The sequence below is a fragment of the Streptomyces soli genome, assembly GCF_003999195.1.
Lineage (GTDB): Bacteria > Actinomycetota > Actinomycetes > Streptomycetales > Streptomycetaceae > Actinacidiphila > Actinacidiphila soli.
Genome location: NZ_RJVR01000335.1, coordinates 27,763 through 45,401, shown reverse-complemented (window position 1 = coordinate 45,401; position 17,639 = coordinate 27,763). Strand labels below are relative to the sequence as shown.

Below are 17,639 nucleotides of genomic sequence, written 5' to 3'. Positions count from 1 at the left end.
TGAGTACATCAGGGGCAGCAGCTCGCCACGGGCCCGCCCGTCACCGTGCTCCCCGGACATCGAGCCGCCGTGCGACGCCACCAACTCCGCCGCGTCCAACAGGAAGGCACGGAAGACCTTCCGGCCACCCGGCCGCTCCAGCGGGAAGTCGATCCGTACGTGCACGCAGCCGTCACCGAAATGCCCGTACGGCACGCCGGTCAGACCATGGGCCGCCATCAGCGCTTCGAACTCCCGCAGGTACACGCCCAGCCTCTCGGGCGGTACGGCCGCGTCCTCCCAGCCGGCGTGCGCACTGCGGCCGCCCACCGGCCGCGCCGCGAGGCCGGCGCCGTCCTCACGGATCCGCCACAACGCCACTGCCTCGGCCGGGGCCGTAACAAGCCGGGAATCGAGGGCTGCGGAATCGTCGATCAACGCCGCTGCCGCAGAGCCGAGTTCCCCCGCGTCGGCGCCGGCCAGCTCCACCAGCAGCCAGCCGCCGCCCCGCGGCATGGCGGGCAGCGACGCGGGCCCCCGTCGCGCGGCCACCACCTCGGTGATCCGCGCGTCCAGGCCCTCGACCGCCACCGGCGCATGCGACAGCAGAGCCGGCACCGCGTCAGCCGCCGCGGCCATGTCGGGGTAGCCCAGCACGACCAGGACCGTGGCCGCGGGGGTACGCACCAGGCGTACCGTCGCGCCGAGCAGGATGGCGAGCGTCCCCTCCGTGCCGACCAGGGCTCGGGAGACGTCGAACCCGCGCTCGGGGAGCAGATGCTCCAGTGAATAGCCGGACACCTGCCGCCCGAACCGGCCCAGTTCGGTACGGATCGCCGCGAGATTGCCGGCGACCACCTCCTTGAGTGCGGACAGGGTGGGGGAGGAGCCGGCGGCGGCCGGCGACGCCAGGTCCAGCCGTTCCCCGCCACCGGTGACCACGTCCAACGCCACCACGTTGTCCGAGGTGCGGCCGTAGCCGAGCGCGCGCGAGCCGCAGGCGTTGTTGCCGATCATGCCGCCGATCGTGCACCGGGTATGCGTCGACGGATCGGGCCCGAAACGCAGGCCGTGCGGGCCGGCCGCGGCCTGCAGCCGGCTGAGAACCACACCGGGGTCGACCTCGGCTGTGGCCCGCTCCGGGTCGATCGCACGGATACGCGACAGGTGCCGCGAGAACTCCAGCACCAGGCCGGAGCCAACCGCATTGCCCGCGATGGAGGTACCGGCCCCGCGTGCCGTCACCGGCACCCCCAGGGAGCGGCACACCTCCATCGCACCGATGACCTCGTCCGCCGACCTGGGGAAGGCGACCGCGGCCGGAACCACCCGGTAGAGCGAGGCATCGGTCGAGTACTCGGCCCGGCGCCGGGTCGAGACGTCGACCTCGCGCAGACCGGCACGCCGCAGAGCGGCCGACAGCTCGGTGGAATCAGCCACGTCGGACATGCGCACCTTCCGGGTCGGCCAGGGAGCCGGCGGCGCGGACGAGCGCTGCGGTGGCCGGCGATCGGGACTGCTGCGGCCAGGCGATGGCCAAGGTTGCGGGCGGGGCGTCCGGGACGTAGCGGTAGACGACGCCAGGGCGCGGGTACAGCGAGACGACGGATTCGGGCAGCAGAGTGATGATGTCGCCGAGCGCGACGAGCTTGAGCAGCTGGGGGAGGTCGCGGACCCCGTACTCGTCGACGATCTTGTCGAGGTACCGGTGAAGGTCGCCGGGATATGTCGGCTCGGAGACGGGTAGGTCGAGGTCGGCCAGGCTGACGCGATCGCGCGCGGCGAGCGGGTGCGCTGCCGCGAGGGCGACGACGCGTGGCTCGACGGTCACCGTCTCGGCGTCGAGGCCGGTGTGGTCGAACGGTTCGTGGATCAGGGCGGCGTCGGCTTCACCCTGGCGCAGGAGTCGTGGTTGTTCGCCCCATCCGCACAGCCGGACCGCGACCGGTTCGGACGCGGGCTCGGCTGCGTATCTCGCCAGGATTGCTTCCATCAGCCCCGCGTCGCCGTCGGCCTTTACCGCCAGGACCAGCTTCGGCTCCGGGCTGCCCGCGCGCCGTGCTCGCCGTCCGGCCGCCTCGAGGGCGTCCAGCGCGGTCCGGGCCTCCGCGAGCAGTACGGTCCCGGCCTGGGTCAGCGCGACGGTGTGCGTGGTTCGCTCGAACAGGGTGACGCCCAGCTCTGCCTCGAGCTTCCGGATCGTCCGGGACAGGGGTGGCGAGGAGATGCTCAGCCGCTCGGCCGCGCGGGCGAAGTTGAGCTCTTCGGCGACAGCGACGAAGTAGCGCAGTGGTCGGGACTCCATGACCTCCACCCTTCGTTCGGTCTTGCCCTGAGGGTAACAACCGGGAGCAGTTTGATCCTTCAGGTCGCGGCGTGCACCTCCGCGTATCCTGACGGTCCGCAGGGACGACGGCGAACCGGTAGGCAGACACCTGGCTGTCATACCTCGCGGTTATCGGCTCGCTCGCGGGCCGAGCCTGCGGCTGTCTGAGACCGCGCTGGAGGGGGCGCACGGTTGTGACCGACCGATCGGTTGTTTGACCCGCCGGCCTGCTGCTCGCTTGGATGTCACTGGTCGACGTGAGGTTGTTCGGGCGAGACGGCGAGACGGCGAGGGGCGCGCTGGGCATGGTGGTCAGGCGGTCGCTGGGGCGGCAGTTCGAGTGGCTCTGGGCGGCGTTTGCGGTCAGCACGTTCGGCACGTGGCTCGCGTTCGACGCGTTCCCCCTGACCGCGATCCTCGTGCTGCACGCCGGGCCGACCGAGGTGTCGATGCTGGCGGCTGCGGGACTGGCGGTGGGTGCGGCGGTGGCGGTGCCGCTCGGACCGTGGGTGGAGTTCCGCCGCAAGCGGCCGGTGATGGTGGCGATGGACCTGACCCGGTTCGCGGCGGTGATGAGCGTCCCCGCAGCGTTCGTGTTCGGCTGGCTCAGCTTCGCCCAGCTGCTGGTCGTGTCGGTCATCGTCGGCGCGGCCGACATCGCCTTCCGGGCGGCCAGTGGCGCCTGCCTGAAAGCGCTCGTACGGCGGGAGGACCTGCTGGTCGCGAACGGGCGGTTCGAGTCCACGACCTGGACCGCCACCGCGATCGGACCGCCGCTCGGCGGGGCCGCGATCGGGCTGTTCGGCCCGGTGACGACCGTAGCGGCCAACGCGGTCAGCTACCTGTTCTCGGCAGTAGGGATCCGCGCGATCGGCGGGAAGGAGCCGCACCCCGTACGGACCGGTGCACCACGGCTCCGGGTCGGCGACCTGCTCGAAGGGTGGCGTTACATCCTGACCCACCCGGCGCTGCGCCCGCTGTTCTTCAACACGGTCCTGGTCAACGGCCTGATCATGGCGACCTCGCCGCTGGTCGCCGTCCTCATGCTCGGCCGCCTGGGGTTCGCACCCTGGCAGTACGGCCTCGCGTTCGGGGCGCCCTGCGTCGGTGGCCTCATCGGCTCACGACTGGCCCGGCGGCTCGTCGCGCGGTTCGGGCAGCACAGGGTCATGCTCACCGCCGGGGCACTGCGCGCGTGCTGGTCGCTCGGGTTGGCCTTCATCCGCCCCGGCGCCGGCGGGATCGTGCTTGTCATCGCCGTCCAGTTCGGCCTGGTCGCCTGCATGGGCGTGTTCAACCCGGTGTTCGCCACCTACCGGCTCGAGCAAACCGCCACGGACCGAGTCGCCCGCACCCTGTCCGCGTGGTCGGTCACCAGCAACGCCACCATCGCGGCCCTGACCGCCCTGTGGGGCCTGCTGGCCGGCGTCGCCGGCCCCCGCACCGCGATCGCGATCGCCGGCCTCCTCATCCTGACAACCCCGCTTCTGCTTCCCCGGCATGACCGCACGTCACAGCACGAGCGGGAGCTGACCCAAAGCCACACATGACATCGGAAGGCAGACTGCGCCCCGGCCTCGATGCAGGGACCACGGACCGTCATCTCGTCGTTTTCGTTGACGCCGAGGCGGCGGCGGAGGTATATACCAATCACCCTCGAGAGAGCGCTCTCTGGAGCTTTCGGCGCTAACCGAGGCATGCCGGGCACGTCAGGATCCACAGGACCCCACCCTGTTCAGGAGACACCATGCCGAGCAACTTCCTCATGCTGGCGCACCAGCCGCCACCACGGCACCGGCCAAAGCCCCTTCTCGTTTTCGCACTGCTGGTCGCCTTACTGGCGGCCCTCGTCGTCGTAGTCGCCCAGCCCTCCGCCAACGCGGCCGGCACCCTGCTGTCCCAGGGGAAAACGGCCACTGCCTCGTCCGTCGAAGCCCCGGGGACCCCCGCCTCGGCCGCCGTGGACGGCGTCACCACCTCCCGATGGTCCAGCGCCTTCAGCGACCCCCAGTGGCTTCAGGTGGATCTCGGTGCTTCGGCCCAGATCAGCCAGGTGGTGCTCAACTGGGAGGCCGCGTACGCGACCGCCTTCCAGATCCAGACCTCCACCAACGGCACTACCTGGACCTCGATCTACTCCACCACCGCCGGCACCGGCGGCGTGCAGACACTCAACATCACCGGCACCGGCCGGTACGTCCGCATGTACGGCACCACCCGGGCCACCCCGTACGGCTACTCGCTCTGGGAATTCCAGGTCTACGGCACCGGCGGCGGCACACCGACCCCCACCCCCACGCCGACCGGCGACGCCTTCTGGGGTGACACGAGCAGCATCCCGGCCGCCAAGAACGCCATCGAGGTGGCGATCCTCAACCGCACCAACGGCGCCTACCCGGACAGCCAGGTGTACTGGAGCTTCAACGGCCAAACGCACTCCATCGCGGAGCAGCCCTACCTGGACATGCCCGCCAACTCGTCCGGCCGGATGTACTTCTACGTCGGCTCGCCGACCAGTCAGTACTACGACTTCATCGAATTCACCGTCGGCGGCGGCGTGTTCAACGGCAACACCACCCGCGTGGACGCCTGGGGCCTGCCCCTCGCGATGCGCCTGCACTCCGCCGACGGCTACGACGTCCAGGTCGGCGACACCCAGAAGCTCTTCACCGAGTCCCGCACCCAGGTCTTCCAGGACTTCATCAACGCCGTCCCGCAGCAGTTCCAGGTGCTGGCGCAGAGCCAGGCCCCGTACCGGATCATCGCCCCGGGCAGCGACGCGAGCTTCAAGCCGGGCGGGGTGAACGCCAGCTACTTCACCTCCTACGCCCAGTCGGTCGGCGTCAACGAGACCACGCAGTACATCTTCGGCTGCGCCGGCACCATGGCCGGCAACCCCGACATGTGCGCGGCGCTCAACCGGCACGTCGCCGGCCTGCCGTCCTCGAGCCAGTCGGACCCGACCCAGTACTACAAGTCGGCTCCCGCCAACTACTACGCCAAGTTCTGGCACGACAACGGCATCAACGGCCTCGCCTACGGCTTCCCCTACGACGACGTAGCGGGCCAGTCCTCCTTCGTCTCCCACGGCAGCCCGCAGTGGTTGGCGGTGGCCGTCGGCTTCTGACCGAGGCAAGTCCGCTTCGGTTCCCGCCCGTACGCTGCTCGCCGCAGCGCACGGGCGGGGGCTGGACGGGACAGCGGTGCCTCAGGCGCCGCGCAGTCCCGGGATCGCTTCGGTGGCCGGGTCGCCGGGGGTGAGGGGGCGGCGGGCGATGAGTGCCTGGGCGGTTTCCGGGGTGAACCCGGCGGTGGTGGTGAGGATGGCCTGGGCTTGGTCGGCGGGCAGGGTGTTGAACCAGCGGAGGGCGAGCGCGGGCCAGGCCGCGGAGTCGACGGAGCCGAGGAGGCGCAGGCGGGAGATCCCGCCGTCGGGGAAGACGTCGAAGCGGACGTGGGTGACGGCCTCGGTAGCGGTGACGTCGAAGAAGTGCCTGGTGTCGGGCTGCAGCCGGGTCCGGGACAGCAGGGGGAACCACAGGGGGGAGTCGGGCCCCGGCGTTGTGTCGCTGGTCGCGCCGTACAGCGCGCACTCGCCCGAGGCGTTGTTGACGTAGTAAGAGGTGTCGACCTCTATTTGGCGGAGCTGCCCGGGGGCGGCGAGGCTGATGATGGCCCAGTCGTTGCCCGTGCCGCGGCGGCGGCGGGTCTCCCAGCCGTCGCCCATGTGCCGGGCGAGGCCGGGGAGGTTGAGGACGCCGGCGGACGAGTAGAAGGTGTCGCTGCTGAGCTCGACCACCCCGCCGTGTTCGCGGGCGGCCAGGTCGAGGGTGAGGCCGTCGAAGCGGCGGGGGTCCGGGATGACGCGGCCGTGGACGCGGAGCCGGGCGACGCCACCGTCCGGGTGGATGGACAGCCGTACGTGGGTGAAGCGGGCCGGCGCCGTCACGGTGAAGTGGTTGTGGGTGCCGCCGTCCAGCGGGGAGAGAGGAACGATCTCCTCCCAGTTGACGTCGGGTGCGGCGAGTTCCTCGGGTGACGGGTAGCCCTCCACGCCGCAGGCTTCGATGCGGCACTGCTCCGGGTAGTTGCCGGTGAAGAAGCTGGTGTCGACGTCGATGGAGTGGATGACCCCGGGGCTGCCGAGACGGATCAGTGCCCAGTCGTGGCCGGGGGTGCGCCTGCGGCGGGTCTCCCAGCCGTCGACGATCTCCCCCTTGTGGCCGAAGGAGCCGGGGGTGAAGTCCGCGGCGGTGGGGACGATCAGGTTCTCCTTCTCGCCGAAGGATTCGTCGTTCGCCGTGACGACGCTGCCACCGAGGGCACGCGAGGCGAGGTCGATCAGCTGCGGTCGGTGGTCGTCGGTGGGCATCTTGCGGCTACTCCTCTGCGAGAGCTACGGAAGCCGACGCCCCGCCCGCCGATCCGTTAAGGAATGACTGCACACTGCTTAACGCAGGCTACACAGCCCCGACCGTAGTTCGCGTTACGGCCCTGTTAAGCAGCCGCTCGATAGACTCACGGCCATGACGGACCGTACGATCCCCGCCTCCAACGGCCTTGGCGCCGATCTTGGCCACAACATCCGCGTGGCGCGCAACGCGCAGAACATCTCCCTGCGGGAACTGGCCCGCCGTGCGGGCATCAGCGGCAGCGCGTTGTCGCAGATCGAGACGGGCAAGACCCGCCCCACGGTCAAGACGGCCTACGAGATCGCGCGTCAGCTCGGCGTGACGCTCGCCGACCTCTCCGCAGGGGTGCCGAGCCCGGGCGGGTCGGGTGCGCACGCCGCGACCGGGCCGTTCCCGCCGTCGGCCGGTCAGGGGGATGTCGTACGCGACGGCCTGGCGGCCCACATGCGCCAGGCCGTGGAGTTCATCCCGCGCGAAGCCCAGCGGGTCGTGGACCTCCAAGGGGGAGAACAGTTCAGGGTGCTCAGCGGCCACTCCCTGCCAGGGGCTAACTGCCTGCTCCTCACCTACGAACCCGGAGCCGTCTCACCGCCGGGCGAGGAGTTCGTACGCCACGCCGGCCATGAGTTCAACTACCTCGCCGTCGGCCGCCTGGTCATCGAGGTCGGCACCCAGCGGTTCGAGCTGAAGCCCGGCGACACGCTTGCCTTTCCGGCCACGACACCGCACCGCCTGTCCAACCCGTGGGCTGAGACCGCCGAGCTCGTCTGCGTATTCGTCAGCAGCCCGGATTCACGCACCGGGGCGACCACCTGAGCCGTTCGTTCCTGTCGCTCGACAGAAATTAAGGAAGACCTGTTTCGCCTGGGTGACGCATCGGTGTCCGTACCGTACGTCACCCCTCACCGCCGGGCGTCGATGCCGCCAGCGGGGCCTTTGGGCCGTTCACTTAACGCTTCACTCCTGGGCGGAGCCCTGGCGTGATCGCCAACTCCGACGGCCAACTATCTGAATGAATCAGACATTACGTCACTCCGAACAGGTCTGGAACGCCTTGCCAGGCCGTCGGTGACAGGGCTGCGCTGAACTCCTTAACAGCGACGTCATGCCGCTTAACGGGGATGTCATGAATGAGCGCTGAAGTGTGGCCATGCAGGGAGGCTTCGTGACAACGCTCTTTCACAGTGCCCCAGCCGGTGATCGACCATGACGACCTCGACAGTGATTCTGGCCGGACGGCTGCTCACCGCTTCACACCAGGGCACCTCGCACATGATCCCCGACGCCGCACTCGTTATCCAGGACGGGACGGTGCGGTACGCAGGACCGCGTGCGGACCTGCCCGAACTCGACGGTGACGTGGTCGAGATCGACGCCACCGCGTCTCTGGTCATGCCCGGCCTGGTCGACGCTCACCACCACGTCGGCCTCACCCCCACCCAGCTGGGGGTGCCCGACGACGCGCTCGAACTTTGGATCGCCCGCAGGCACGGGCCACCGGCCGTGGATCCCTACCTCGACACCGTGTGCGGCGCCGAGGACCTTCTCGCCGGCGGCGTGACCACCGTCCAGCACCTCAACGGGCGCCTGCGCGGCGACCCCGAGCAGTACGAGGCGGCCGACACGGCCGTGCTGCGGGCGTACGCCGACGTCGGCATGAGGGTGTCCTACTCCCGGGGACTGACCGACCAGAACCGCTTCGTGTACTCCGACGACGAGGAGTTCATCGCCTCGCTCCCGCCGGCCGAGCAGGCGGCGGTGCGCACGCTGACGCCCGCCCGCTACGAAACCCCCGAAGAGCAACTGGCATCGAGTTACACCCGGCTGCGCGAAAAATGGCACGGGGCCGCCGACGGCCGCATCACCATCCAGCTCGCGCCCGCGAACCTGCACTGGTGCAGCGAGGAACTGCTGCTGGCCGCCGCCGAGATCTCCGCGCGCGACGACGTCGGTATGCACATGCACCTCTCCGAAACGCCCTACCAAGAGGTCTACGCCGACCAGCTCTCAGGCGGCCGCACCGCAGTGCGATACCTGCACGAGCGCGGACTGCTGTCCACCCGGCTGACCCTCGGCCACGCCGTGTGGATCGACGATTCCGACATCGACCTGCTGGCCGCCAGCGGCACGCTCGTCTGCCACAACCCCAGCAGCAACCTGAGACTCCGCAGCGGTCTGGCACCCACAGCACTCCTACGGGCGAACGGCGTCCGGCTGGCGCTCGGGATCGACGAGGCGGGTCTCGCCGACGACCGCGACATGTTCAGCGAGATCCGGTTGGCCTGGGCGCTGACACAGGCACCCGGCCAGGACACCACCGCACGCACCACCGCGGCCCACGTACTGGACATGGCCCTGGAGGGCTCGGCGGCCACCACGCCGTTCGCCGGCCGCATCGGCCGCCTGGAACCGGGCTATGCCGCGGACTTCCTGGTGCTGGACTGGGAATCGGTCACCGGCGCCTACCTCGACCCGACGGCCGACCCGATCGACGCGGTCGTACGACGGGCCCGTCCCACCGCCTTACGGCAGGTGTACGTCAACGGCGAGCTCGTCTTCGCGGACGGCCGGACGACCAAGGTCGACGGCTCCGCCATACGCACCGAACTACGCCGCTACCTGGCCGGCCGACAAGGCGCCGAACAGCAGGACCGCCAAGCCGCCGCCGAGGCGCTCGAGGGCGCCGTGGCCCGGTTCTACACCGGCCAACCCTGGCGCGAATGGCGGGAGATCACGGCAGACAGGGCGTCATGGAACAACCGTGCGCCGCGCACGACGACGAGGAAGGGGTCGAAGTGACCGACGACCTGATGAGTCCCAGGATCGGCGCGGGAACCGCCGAGTACGAGTGGATGACCTGGCAGGAGATCGCCGAGGAGGCCCGGCGGGACACTCCCGTGGTCATCTCGGTGGGGGCCACCGAGCAGCACGGCCCGCACCTACCGGTGTCCGCGGACTGGGCGATCCCGCAGGCACTGCTGCGGCTGGCCGCGGCCGAACGGCACTTCGTCGTGGGTCCGGCGCTACGGCTGGGCTATCGCTCCCGTCCCGGCAGCGGTGGCGGCCAGCACTTTCCCGGCACGCTCTCGCTGCGCGCCACCACATTGATGGCGGTGTTGGAGGACGTGCTGAACGAACTCGTGCGCGCGGGCTTCACTCGTATCGTCGTCTACAACTGGCACTTCGAGAATTCCGGATTCGTTTACGAGCCGGCCTTCCTGGTCTCCGAACGGCACCCGCAGGTCAAGATTGTGGTCGTCGAGGAGGGCTTGCCGCGGTTTTCCGAAGAAGATCTGACGGAGCTTTTCCCGGATGGCTTCCCCGGTCTCGATTTGGAACACGCTTCGCTCATCGAGACCTCGCTTTTCGCCTATCTGCGGCCGGGCGCCATCCGGCAGGACCGGATCTGCGACGACGCGCCGCTGCGGCATCCGCCCTATGACGTGGTGCCGATCGACACGACGATGTCCACCGCCAGCGGCGTACTCGCCTCGGCCACCAAGGCCAGCGAGGAGAAGGGGAAGCTGCTGGCCGAGCGGATCACCGAGTACATCCTGGACATCGTCGAGACGGAATTCCCGGCCACGGCGGTCGGCACGACCGACTGAGGCGATAAGCCGAGCCAGGCCGCCCAGCCGTCGCAAGTATCTCCCGGTCAATCGAGCTGTTTGTTGGCACATACCGAAACAGGTTTGGCGCATACGCGCCTGTCGTGTAGGGAGTCACACCGTGGAAATAGGCGCAACGGTCACGACGGGGACCGAGGAAACCGGGCACGGGTCACCACCGGACCTGCTGTCGAAGCTCGAGACGTCGGATTTGCTGGAAGAGGTCGTACCGGAGAGCCGGCGCGACGGTTCGCTGAAAATGACCCTCCTGTGGGTCACGTGCCAGGCCACCGTCGCCAACATGTACACCGGATACCTGGCTCGTTCCGCGGGCATGTCGCTCGGTGACCTGCTGTGGGCCTCGCTGATCGGCGTCGTCGTCATGGTCGGCTACGGCCTGCTGGCGACCAACGTGGGGACCGTCACGGGCCAGCCGCACTCGGTACTGGCCCGGGGAGTCCTCGGGAAGTCCGGGAGCGCCCTGGCGTCGGTGCTGCTCGCCGTCACCGGCCTGGGGTGGTACGGATTCCAGACAGTGTTCCTGGCGCAGCTCTTCAACGGCCTGTTCGGCCTCACCCACCTGCAGGTCTTCTGCGTGCTGTTCGCCCTCGTGATGATCACCAACAACCTGCTCGGGTTCCGTAGTGTCTCCGGCTACGCCCGCATGGCGGCTCCCATCCTGCTGGTGTGGGGTGCGTACACCATCATCAAGGCCGTCGTCTCGGCCTCGGGTCACAACCTGTTCGCCGCTCCTCCTCACGTCCAGCAGACGCAGGGCATCCTCCTCACGGTCGGACTCCTGGTGGGCGCGGCCGTGTACGGCAACGAGCCGGACATGTTCCGGTATGCCCGCCGCGACGGCGGCCGCAACGTCGTGGCGCTGGTCGTCGGCTACGCGCTGGGGATGCTGGTCTTCCCCGTGGCGGGCTACCTCATGGCCGAGCTCTCCAGCGCGACGACGCTGGGTGCCACGATGCACTTCTTCACCACGTTCTCGATGTTCGGACTCACGGCGCTGGCCGTCGTGGTGTTCGCCATGAACGTGGTCGCTGTCAACGACGCCAACCTCTACGAGGCGGTCAACGCCGTGCAGAACTTCCTCCGCGGCCGGCGGCGGATCGAGACCATCCTCGCACTCGGTGTCGTCGCCGCGGCGGTCGCGGCATTCATGGAGCGGTCGTCCTCACTGCAGAGCAACTTCTTCATCGTGGCCAACATGTGCGCGGTGTTCCTGCCGTGCGCGACCATCGTCATGGCGATCGACGTCTTCCTCCTGGAACGGCTGTCGGGCTGCCGCCGACCCGCCGGAGAAGACGGCGCCGCCAGAGCCGTGACGTCCTGGGCGGCAGCCTCACCGGGCAATGTGGCAGGGATCGTGGCGATCCTCGCCGGGCTTGTGGTCGGAGCCGTCACCGGTGGACTCATTCCGGGTACGTCGGGCTTCGGCAAGACCAACGTGGGACTGCCCTCCGTGGAGGCGTGGGCCACCACCATCGTCATCTACCTGGCGGCCATGCTCCTGGCCCGCACCCTCTCCTCCTACCGTGCCAAGCAGGTCCTGCTCGGTCTGCCGGCAGCCGAGACGGCGAGCGCCTGATCATGGCAGTAGGGGGATCGAATCCTCTGGTCGACGTCCATGTTCATCTCTACCCGAACGTGGACGCCGGCCGGCAGGCAAAGGACAGCTACGTCATCTGGGAGTACGGCGACGATCCCGGCGTGGAGTTCGCCGCCGCCGCGGGCGACCTCGCCGACCTGGCGGCCACCTACGGACAGGCCGGCTTCGACCGGGCCGTCGTCGTCCATCTCTTCGACACCGCCCTGGCCCGTACCGTAGCGATGGCCCGGCCGGCCCCGGGCCGCCGTTCTCCGGAGGAACCGGCCGACATCACCGAGGCGGTAGCCGCCGCCATGCGGGCGTCCAACCGCTGGGCAGCCGAGACCGCCCGGAACAACCCACTGGTGGAGGTGCTGGTCAGCCTCGACCCGACGGTGCTCACCCGGCGGGAGATCGTGGATCACCTGACGGAGCTCGCCGACGCGGGCGTGCGGGGCGTCAAACTGCACCCGGTGGCCCAGGGGCTTCTGCCCAACGACCCCCGGCTGCACGCCATCTACGACATCTGCAGCGACGCCGCACTGGTCGTCCTGTCACACTCCGGTCCCGGCCACCGTGGCGACGCATCGGCGCGGCCCAGCGAGTTCGGCCCGGTGCTGGGCCGGTGGCCGAACCTGCGCCTGATCCTGGCCCACCTGGGCGGAGCGAGCTGGCGGGAAACCGCCGAACTGGCCGACACTTACCCCCAGGTCGCCTTCGACCTCTCCGAGATCATCGAATGGACCGGTGCCCCCAACGCCCCGTCGACGACCGAACTGGCCGAACTGGTCAGGCACATCGGAGCCGATCGCGTGATGCTCGGCTCCGACTTCCCCTGGTACGACCCGGTGCGCACGGCGGACCGGGTGGACGGCCTGCCCGGCCTCGGCGCCGGGGAACGGGCGGCGATCCTCGGCGGGACAGCCGTCCGCCTGCTGGATCTGGAGCGGTGATGGACCACGTGGTGTCGCTGGCACAGCGTCTGGTTCGTACCCCGAGCCCCTCGGGGCAGGAACGCGCTGCCGTCGAACTGCTCGCCGACAGCATGCGGGCGTTGGGTTTCGCGGTCCGGATCGACGCGGCGGGAAACGCGATCGGGACGCTCGGCCGCGGCCTGCCCGGCCATCCGCGGGTCGTTATCGACGGTCACGTCGACACGATCCCGCCGCCGGCCTACGGGGACTGGTCCCGCGACCCGTTCGGCGCGGAGATCATCGACGACCGCCTCTACGGTCTCGGCGTATGCGACCAGAAGGCCTCACTGGCGGCGGCGGTCGCAGGACTCGGCTCGATGGCTCAGCAGTTCGCCGCGTCACCGGGCCTGGTGGCACTGGTCGCCAGCGTCAGCGAGGAGTTCATGGAGGGCGCGGCGCTGGCATACGCGCTCGACGTACTGCGGCCGACGTGCGTGGTGATCACCGAGCCGAGCGAGTTGAAGCTTGTGGTCGGGCACCGGGGACGGGCCAAATTCCAGGTCGAGATCGGGGGCCGCTCCGCCCATGCGGCCCGCGCCACGGACGGCGTGAACGCGGTGGAGGCGCTGACCGATCTGCTCGTCGAGCTGCGGCGGGCACCGCGCCCCCACCATTCCAGGCTGGGGTACCGGGACATCACCTGCATCGACGTCGTGTCGTCACCCTTCCCTTCCGTGTCGACCGTGCCCGGTCGGGTTCAGGCCCGCTTCGATGTCCGCTTCCTGCCGGAGGACACCGAGAGCGAGCTGCATGCCCTGTTCTCGCACGCCGCAGCCCGGGCGTGGGACAACTGGCCGCAGCCGCCCGTCCTTTCGGTGAGCACCGTCGAGGTGAGCGCACCGACGTACACCGGGCAGGAACTCGCGGTGCGGGAGATCGCGCCGGGGTGGTGGACGGAAGGCCCGCTGGTGGACACCGCCCGCGCGGCGCTGGCGTCCATCGGCCTTTCCGACGCTCCGGGCACGTACTCGTTCTGCACCAACGGATCACTGAGCGCGGGCGTACGGGGGGTTCCGACGATCGGTTTCGGTGTCGGCGAGCAGCACATGGCACATCGGGCTGACGAATACGTCCACGTGGACGCATTGCTGGACGGTGCGCGTGGCTATGCGGCGCTGGCGGCCGCGCTTCTCGAGGACCGGACGACGCCTGATACCTGCCCGTGAACATGGAAGAACGCACTGCACACCTCTGAAAGGACGCATATCAGTGGGCATCCGGAAGAAGATCCGCGCCTCATTGGCCGGGCTCGCGTTGGTGACGCTCGCCGGCTGCGGCAGTTCCTCGACCACCTCTCAGCCGGCGGTGGCGTCATCGAGTACGGACTCTCTGCGGGTGGCGATCAACCCTGGCTTCGTACCGTTCGAGCAGATCGACTCCGGGAAGCTCACCGGGTTCGATGTGGACCTGTCCCAGGCGCTGGCCAGTCGCCTCGGCCGGAAAAACGCGACCTTCGACCAGCTTCCCTTCACGAGCCTGCTGCCGGCCGTGACGTCAGGACGCGATGAGGTCGCCATCTCCGGGATCCTGGACACGGCGGAGCGTCGAAAGCAGGTGTCCTTCTCCAAGCCTTACATCAACGACTCGTTCGTGATCTCCGTGAAGTCGTCGAACAGGTCGGTGAAGGGGATAACCGACCTTGCGAAAGCGGCCATCGCCGTTCAGGTCGGCACCATTCCGGAGGAGTTCGTGAAGGCGAAGCTCCCGCAGGCCAAGATCGTCACGGTCCAGGACACGCCGTCGGCGTTCCAGCTCGTGGCCCAGGGCCGCGCCGACGCCGTCATCACCGACGCCCCCGTGGCGGGTTACTACGTCAAGAAGCTAGGCGGGAGTTTGAAGGTTCTGCCGACCCCGCTCAACTCGGCGCAGCCGATCGCCGTGGTCATGCCGCTGCACAGCAGCACGCTGCAGCAGTCGGTCGACAAGGCGCTGGCGGCGATGGAGGCCGACGGCACGCTCGGCAAGCTGCGCAAGACCTGGTTCGGCACCTCCGACCTGAACGGCGGTGCGTAGGTGTCCGCCGTGGTCGACAACCTGCCGTTCCTCCTCAACGGCTTCGCTATGACGCTCGGCTATGCGGCCGGTGCGCTGGTGTTCGCCATGCTCCTGGGCGGTCTGCTGGGGACGGTGGACTACGCCGTGCATTTGTGGCCCGTGCGCTGGGCGATCCGGGGGTTCGTCGGGCTGTTCCGGAACACTCCGTTCATCGTCCAGCTGTACATCTGGTTCTTCGGCCTGCCCTACGCAGGCGTACAACTCTCCGCCCCGGTCGCCGGGATCCTCGGCCTCGGCCTGTACGGGGCAAGCTATGTGACCGAGATCGTACGTGCCTCGCTGGCGAGCGTCGGCAGGGAGCAGGAGGAGGCCGGGCTCTCGCTGGGCCTCGGTCACCGGGACGTCATCGCCCGCGTCGTATGGCCCCAGGCATTCGCCGGCATGGTGCCCGGGCTGACCAACGAGGCCGTGGCCCTGATCAAGAACACCTCGATGCTCGGATTCATCACGATCACCGAGCTGACCCTGCGCACGCAGCAGGCGATCAGCTCCACCTTCGCCTCGCTGCCCCTCTACCTGACGGCTGGAGCGATGTACCTCATCGTCAACGTGCTGCTGACGCTGCTGGCCCGCCGACTGGAAAAGACCCTGGCACGCGGCGGACGCGGCAGCGCCCTCAACCTGGGATCACGGACGGAGGTGCCTGTCCATGTCTGACAGCAGCGGTCACGGTTCTGCGGAAGTGGTGCTCGACGTCCGGAACATGGAGATGTCCGTCGGCGGTACCACGATCCTTATCGACGTGAGCTTCCAGCTCGAACGCGGACGCACGATCAGCGTCGTGGGTCCGTCCGGGTCCGGGAAGAGCACCCTGCTGCGCTGCCTGAACCGGCTGGAGCGGATATCCAGCGGCTCGGTCCTGCTGGGCGGCGTCCACACCGACGCGCTCCCGGCGCCTGCACTGCGCAGCCGCATAGGCCTGGTCTCGCAGAAGTTCGCGCTGTTCGGCCATCTGGACGCCCTGGCCAACGTGACGCTCGGGCTGCGGCGGACACGGCACTTGTCCAAGCCCGCCGCGGACGAGCAGGCGAGGGAGTGGCTGAACCGGGTGGGGCTGGCCGGCTTGGAGAAGCGCCGCCCTCATGAGCTCTCCGGCGGCCAGCAGCAGCGGGTCGCGATCGCCCGTGCCGCCGCCCTGGAACCGGACGTGCTCCTGCTCGACGAGGTCACCAGCGCGCTCGATCCTGAACTTGTGGAGGAGGTCGAGAACGTGGTCCTCGGGCTCGCCCGCAGCGGCACCTCCCTCGTCGTCGTGACCCACGAGATCCCCTTCGCCGCGAAGGTGGCCGACATCATGCTGATGATGGAGGCCGGCCAGGTGGTGGAAACCGGACCTCCCCAGGACGTCCTGGCCAGCAGCCGGCCTCGCTCACAGCGGTTCTTCGCCCGCCATTTGCGTGGGTGGGGCGACAGCATCACGTCCGTCGGGAGCGCGGGGTGATGGGCGGCGGCGAAGGTCTGCGGATGGATGTCTGGAAGCAGCCATTGCGGCTTGTCCGGCCACTGACGATCTCGCGGTCCACGACGACGCTGGTGGAGAACGTCTTCGTCGCCATCACCATGGCGGGGAAGGTCGGATACGGCGAGGCCGCGCCAGGGCCCTGGCGCGGGGAGCCGATCGAGGCGATCCTGCGCTACCTGGACGGCGCGGTCCTGCTCCTGGGCGACGACCCGTTCGACTCCGATGCGATCCTTACCCGCCTGGACCAGCGACTCGGCGACAATGGGGCCGCGCGCTCAGCCGTCGACATGGCCCTGACCGACCTTGTCGGCAAGCTCGTCGGTGCGCCGGCGTTCCGCCTGATGGGACTGGACGCCACCCGCACCCGCGAGCTCTGCTACACGATCGGGCTCGACTCCGTCGACGAGATGGTCAAGGCGGCGGTGGATGCGGCTTCGAAATTCTCCGCCCTCAAAATCAAGCTGGGCTGCCCCGACGACGCCATCATCGTCCGGGAGATCGCGGCGGCGGTGAATGTGCCTCTACGTGTCGACGCCAACGGCGGCTGGAGCGCCAGACGCACGCTCGACCTTCTTGACGAGGTCCTCGTACCCTGCGGGATCACCCTGCTCGAACAGCCCGTGGCCGCTGCGGATCCGCAGGCCCTTGCCGAGGTCCACGAACGTTCCCCCATCCCCGTCATCGCCGACGAGTCGATCACAGACCTCTCGTCACTGCGGCCCCTCATCGGGAAATGCTCCGGCATCGACATCAAACTCACCAAGTGCGGCGGCATGCGGGAGGCTCTTCGCCTCATCCACGCCGCCCGAGCGGTCGACCTGTCGGTCATGATCGGCTGTGAGGTGGAGACCTCCCTGTCCATCACGGCTGCCGCGATCCTCACCTGCCTGGCCGACTACGCGGACCTCGACCTGCACCTCTGGCTGCAGAACGACCCCTTCGCCGGTGCCGGCCTCCGCGACGGACGATTCGTACTGCCCGACGGCCCCGGCATCGGTGCCGAGCCGACCCCCGCTCTGCGGCCCCCGGGGCAGTCGCTGCGATGACTTGGCAGTACGCACATCCGCCAGCGACGCTCGTTTTGTACCGCAGCTTAGAGGCCGCGCGAACAGGTGGGGTGGGTGAAGGAGCGGGGCGAGGAGCAAGTCTGGCAATGCGGTGGGGGTCCCCCCAGACTCCGTCCGGGAGGACCCCCACCCAGCCGCCAGGCTGGGGGACGTCGTCGA

The 17,639-nt window shown here is 69.1% G+C and carries 15 protein-coding genes; 12 read left to right on the top strand and 3 right to left on the bottom strand.

Annotated features, from left to right (window positions below):
• Positions 1–1,428, bottom strand: a 1,428-nt coding sequence (locus tag EFK10_RS40565; RefSeq protein WP_164836347.1) for an FAD-binding oxidoreductase, incomplete at its 3' end; no start/stop codon positions are given.
• Positions 1,412–2,284: a LysR family transcriptional regulator gene (locus EFK10_RS40560; RefSeq protein WP_127360661.1), complete on the bottom strand. Its 873-nt coding sequence runs from the start codon at positions 2,282–2,284 to the stop codon at positions 1,412–1,414. The genes EFK10_RS40565 and EFK10_RS40560, both read right to left, overlap by 17 nt.
• A gap of 326 nt (positions 2,285–2,610) precedes the next feature.
• Here EFK10_RS40560 and EFK10_RS40555 point away from each other — a divergent pair, with 326 nt between their 5' ends.
• Positions 2,611–3,855 carry an MFS transporter gene (locus EFK10_RS40555; RefSeq protein ID WP_127360663.1) on the top strand — a complete coding sequence of 415 codons (1,245 nt, stop codon included), beginning with the start codon at positions 2,611–2,613 and terminating at the stop codon, positions 3,853–3,855.
• Positions 3,856–4,052: 197 nt separating this feature from the next.
• Positions 4,053–5,432 carry a beta-1,3-glucanase family protein gene (locus EFK10_RS40550; RefSeq protein ID WP_127360660.1) on the top strand — a complete coding sequence of 460 codons (1,380 nt, stop codon included), beginning with the start codon at positions 4,053–4,055 and terminating at the stop codon, positions 5,430–5,432.
• Positions 5,433–5,513: 81 nt separating this feature from the next.
• Here the strand turns inward: EFK10_RS40550 and alc are convergent, their stop codons facing one another.
• Complete coding sequence (gene alc / locus EFK10_RS40545; RefSeq protein WP_127360659.1) at positions 5,514–6,677, bottom strand: allantoicase; 1,164 nt, start codon at positions 6,675–6,677, stop codon at positions 5,514–5,516.
• A 154-nt stretch (positions 6,678–6,831) separates the two neighbouring features.
• On the opposite strand from alc, the gene EFK10_RS40540 reads away from it, so the two are divergent.
• From EFK10_RS40540 to EFK10_RS40495, 10 genes are all read left to right on the top strand, one after another.
• Complete coding sequence (locus EFK10_RS40540; RefSeq protein WP_127360658.1) at positions 6,832–7,533, top strand: helix-turn-helix domain-containing protein; 702 nt, start codon at positions 6,832–6,834, stop codon at positions 7,531–7,533.
• Positions 7,534–7,923: 390 nt separating this feature from the next.
• Positions 7,924–9,516 carry an amidohydrolase family protein gene (locus EFK10_RS40535; RefSeq protein ID WP_127360657.1) on the top strand — a complete coding sequence of 531 codons (1,593 nt, stop codon included), beginning with the start codon at positions 7,924–7,926 and terminating at the stop codon, positions 9,514–9,516.
• Positions 9,468–10,325, top strand: coding sequence for a creatininase (locus EFK10_RS40530; RefSeq protein WP_206305790.1), 858 nt, complete (start codon positions 9,468–9,470; stop codon positions 10,323–10,325). Before EFK10_RS40535 ends, EFK10_RS40530 begins: the two co-directional genes overlap by 49 nt.
• Before the next feature lie 121 nt (positions 10,326–10,446).
• Complete coding sequence (locus tag EFK10_RS40525) at positions 10,447–11,922, top strand: cytosine permease (protein WP_127360656.1); 1,476 nt, start codon at positions 10,447–10,449, stop codon at positions 11,920–11,922.
• Positions 11,923–11,924: 2 nt separating this feature from the next.
• A complete protein-coding gene (locus EFK10_RS40520) occupies positions 11,925–12,875 on the top strand; it encodes an amidohydrolase family protein (RefSeq protein WP_127360655.1) in 951 nt (316 codons plus the stop codon).
• On the top strand, positions 12,875–14,062 hold the full coding sequence (locus tag EFK10_RS40515; RefSeq protein WP_127360654.1) for a M20/M25/M40 family metallo-hydrolase: 1,188 nt from the start codon (positions 12,875–12,877) through the stop codon (positions 14,060–14,062). The genes EFK10_RS40520 and EFK10_RS40515 overlap by 1 nt, the downstream gene beginning before the upstream one ends.
• Before the next feature lie 43 nt (positions 14,063–14,105).
• Entirely contained in the window at positions 14,106–14,909 is an 804-nt protein-coding gene (locus EFK10_RS40510; RefSeq protein ID WP_164836346.1) for a substrate-binding periplasmic protein, read from the top strand.
• Positions 14,910–14,918: 9 nt separating this feature from the next.
• Positions 14,919–15,608 carry an amino acid ABC transporter permease gene (locus EFK10_RS40505; RefSeq protein ID WP_127360652.1) on the top strand — a complete coding sequence of 230 codons (690 nt, stop codon included), beginning with the start codon at positions 14,919–14,921 and terminating at the stop codon, positions 15,606–15,608.
• On the top strand, positions 15,601–16,392 hold the full coding sequence (locus tag EFK10_RS40500; protein WP_127360651.1) for an amino acid ABC transporter ATP-binding protein: 792 nt from the start codon (positions 15,601–15,603) through the stop codon (positions 16,390–16,392). Before EFK10_RS40505 ends, EFK10_RS40500 begins: the two co-directional genes overlap by 8 nt.
• Positions 16,393–16,415: 23 nt before the next feature.
• Positions 16,416–17,459, top strand: a complete 1,044-nt coding sequence (locus tag EFK10_RS40495; RefSeq protein ID WP_164836344.1) for a dipeptide epimerase — start codon at positions 16,416–16,418, stop codon at positions 17,457–17,459.
• The last annotated feature ends 180 nt before the right edge of the window (positions 17,460–17,639 follow it).

What these genes read in the sequence shown, in the direction of transcription:
- EFK10_RS40560 (WP_127360661.1), bottom strand. Translation starts at nt 2,284, where the DNA reads ATGGAGTCCCGACCACTGCGCTACTTCGTCGCTGTCGCCGAAGAGCTC.
- EFK10_RS40555 (WP_127360663.1), top strand. Translation starts at nt 2,611, where the DNA reads ATGGTGGTCAGGCGGTCGCTGGGGCGGCAGTTCGAGTGGCTCTGGGCG.
- EFK10_RS40550 (WP_127360660.1), top strand. Translation starts at nt 4,053, where the DNA reads ATGCCGAGCAACTTCCTCATGCTGGCGCACCAGCCGCCACCACGGCAC.
- alc (WP_127360659.1), bottom strand. Translation starts at nt 6,677, where the DNA reads ATGCCCACCGACGACCACCGACCGCAGCTGATCGACCTCGCCTCGCGT.
- EFK10_RS40540 (WP_127360658.1), top strand. Translation starts at nt 6,832, where the DNA reads ATGACGGACCGTACGATCCCCGCCTCCAACGGCCTTGGCGCCGATCTT.
- EFK10_RS40535 (WP_127360657.1), top strand. Translation starts at nt 7,924, where the DNA reads ATGACGACCTCGACAGTGATTCTGGCCGGACGGCTGCTCACCGCTTCA.
- EFK10_RS40530 (WP_206305790.1), top strand. Translation starts at nt 9,468, where the DNA reads ATGGAACAACCGTGCGCCGCGCACGACGACGAGGAAGGGGTCGAAGTG.
- EFK10_RS40520 (WP_127360655.1), top strand. Translation starts at nt 11,925, where the DNA reads ATGGCAGTAGGGGGATCGAATCCTCTGGTCGACGTCCATGTTCATCTC.
- EFK10_RS40515 (WP_127360654.1), top strand. Translation starts at nt 12,875, where the DNA reads ATGGACCACGTGGTGTCGCTGGCACAGCGTCTGGTTCGTACCCCGAGC.
- EFK10_RS40500 (WP_127360651.1), top strand. Translation starts at nt 15,601, where the DNA reads ATGTCTGACAGCAGCGGTCACGGTTCTGCGGAAGTGGTGCTCGACGTC.
- EFK10_RS40495 (WP_164836344.1), top strand. Translation starts at nt 16,416, where the DNA reads ATGGATGTCTGGAAGCAGCCATTGCGGCTTGTCCGGCCACTGACGATC.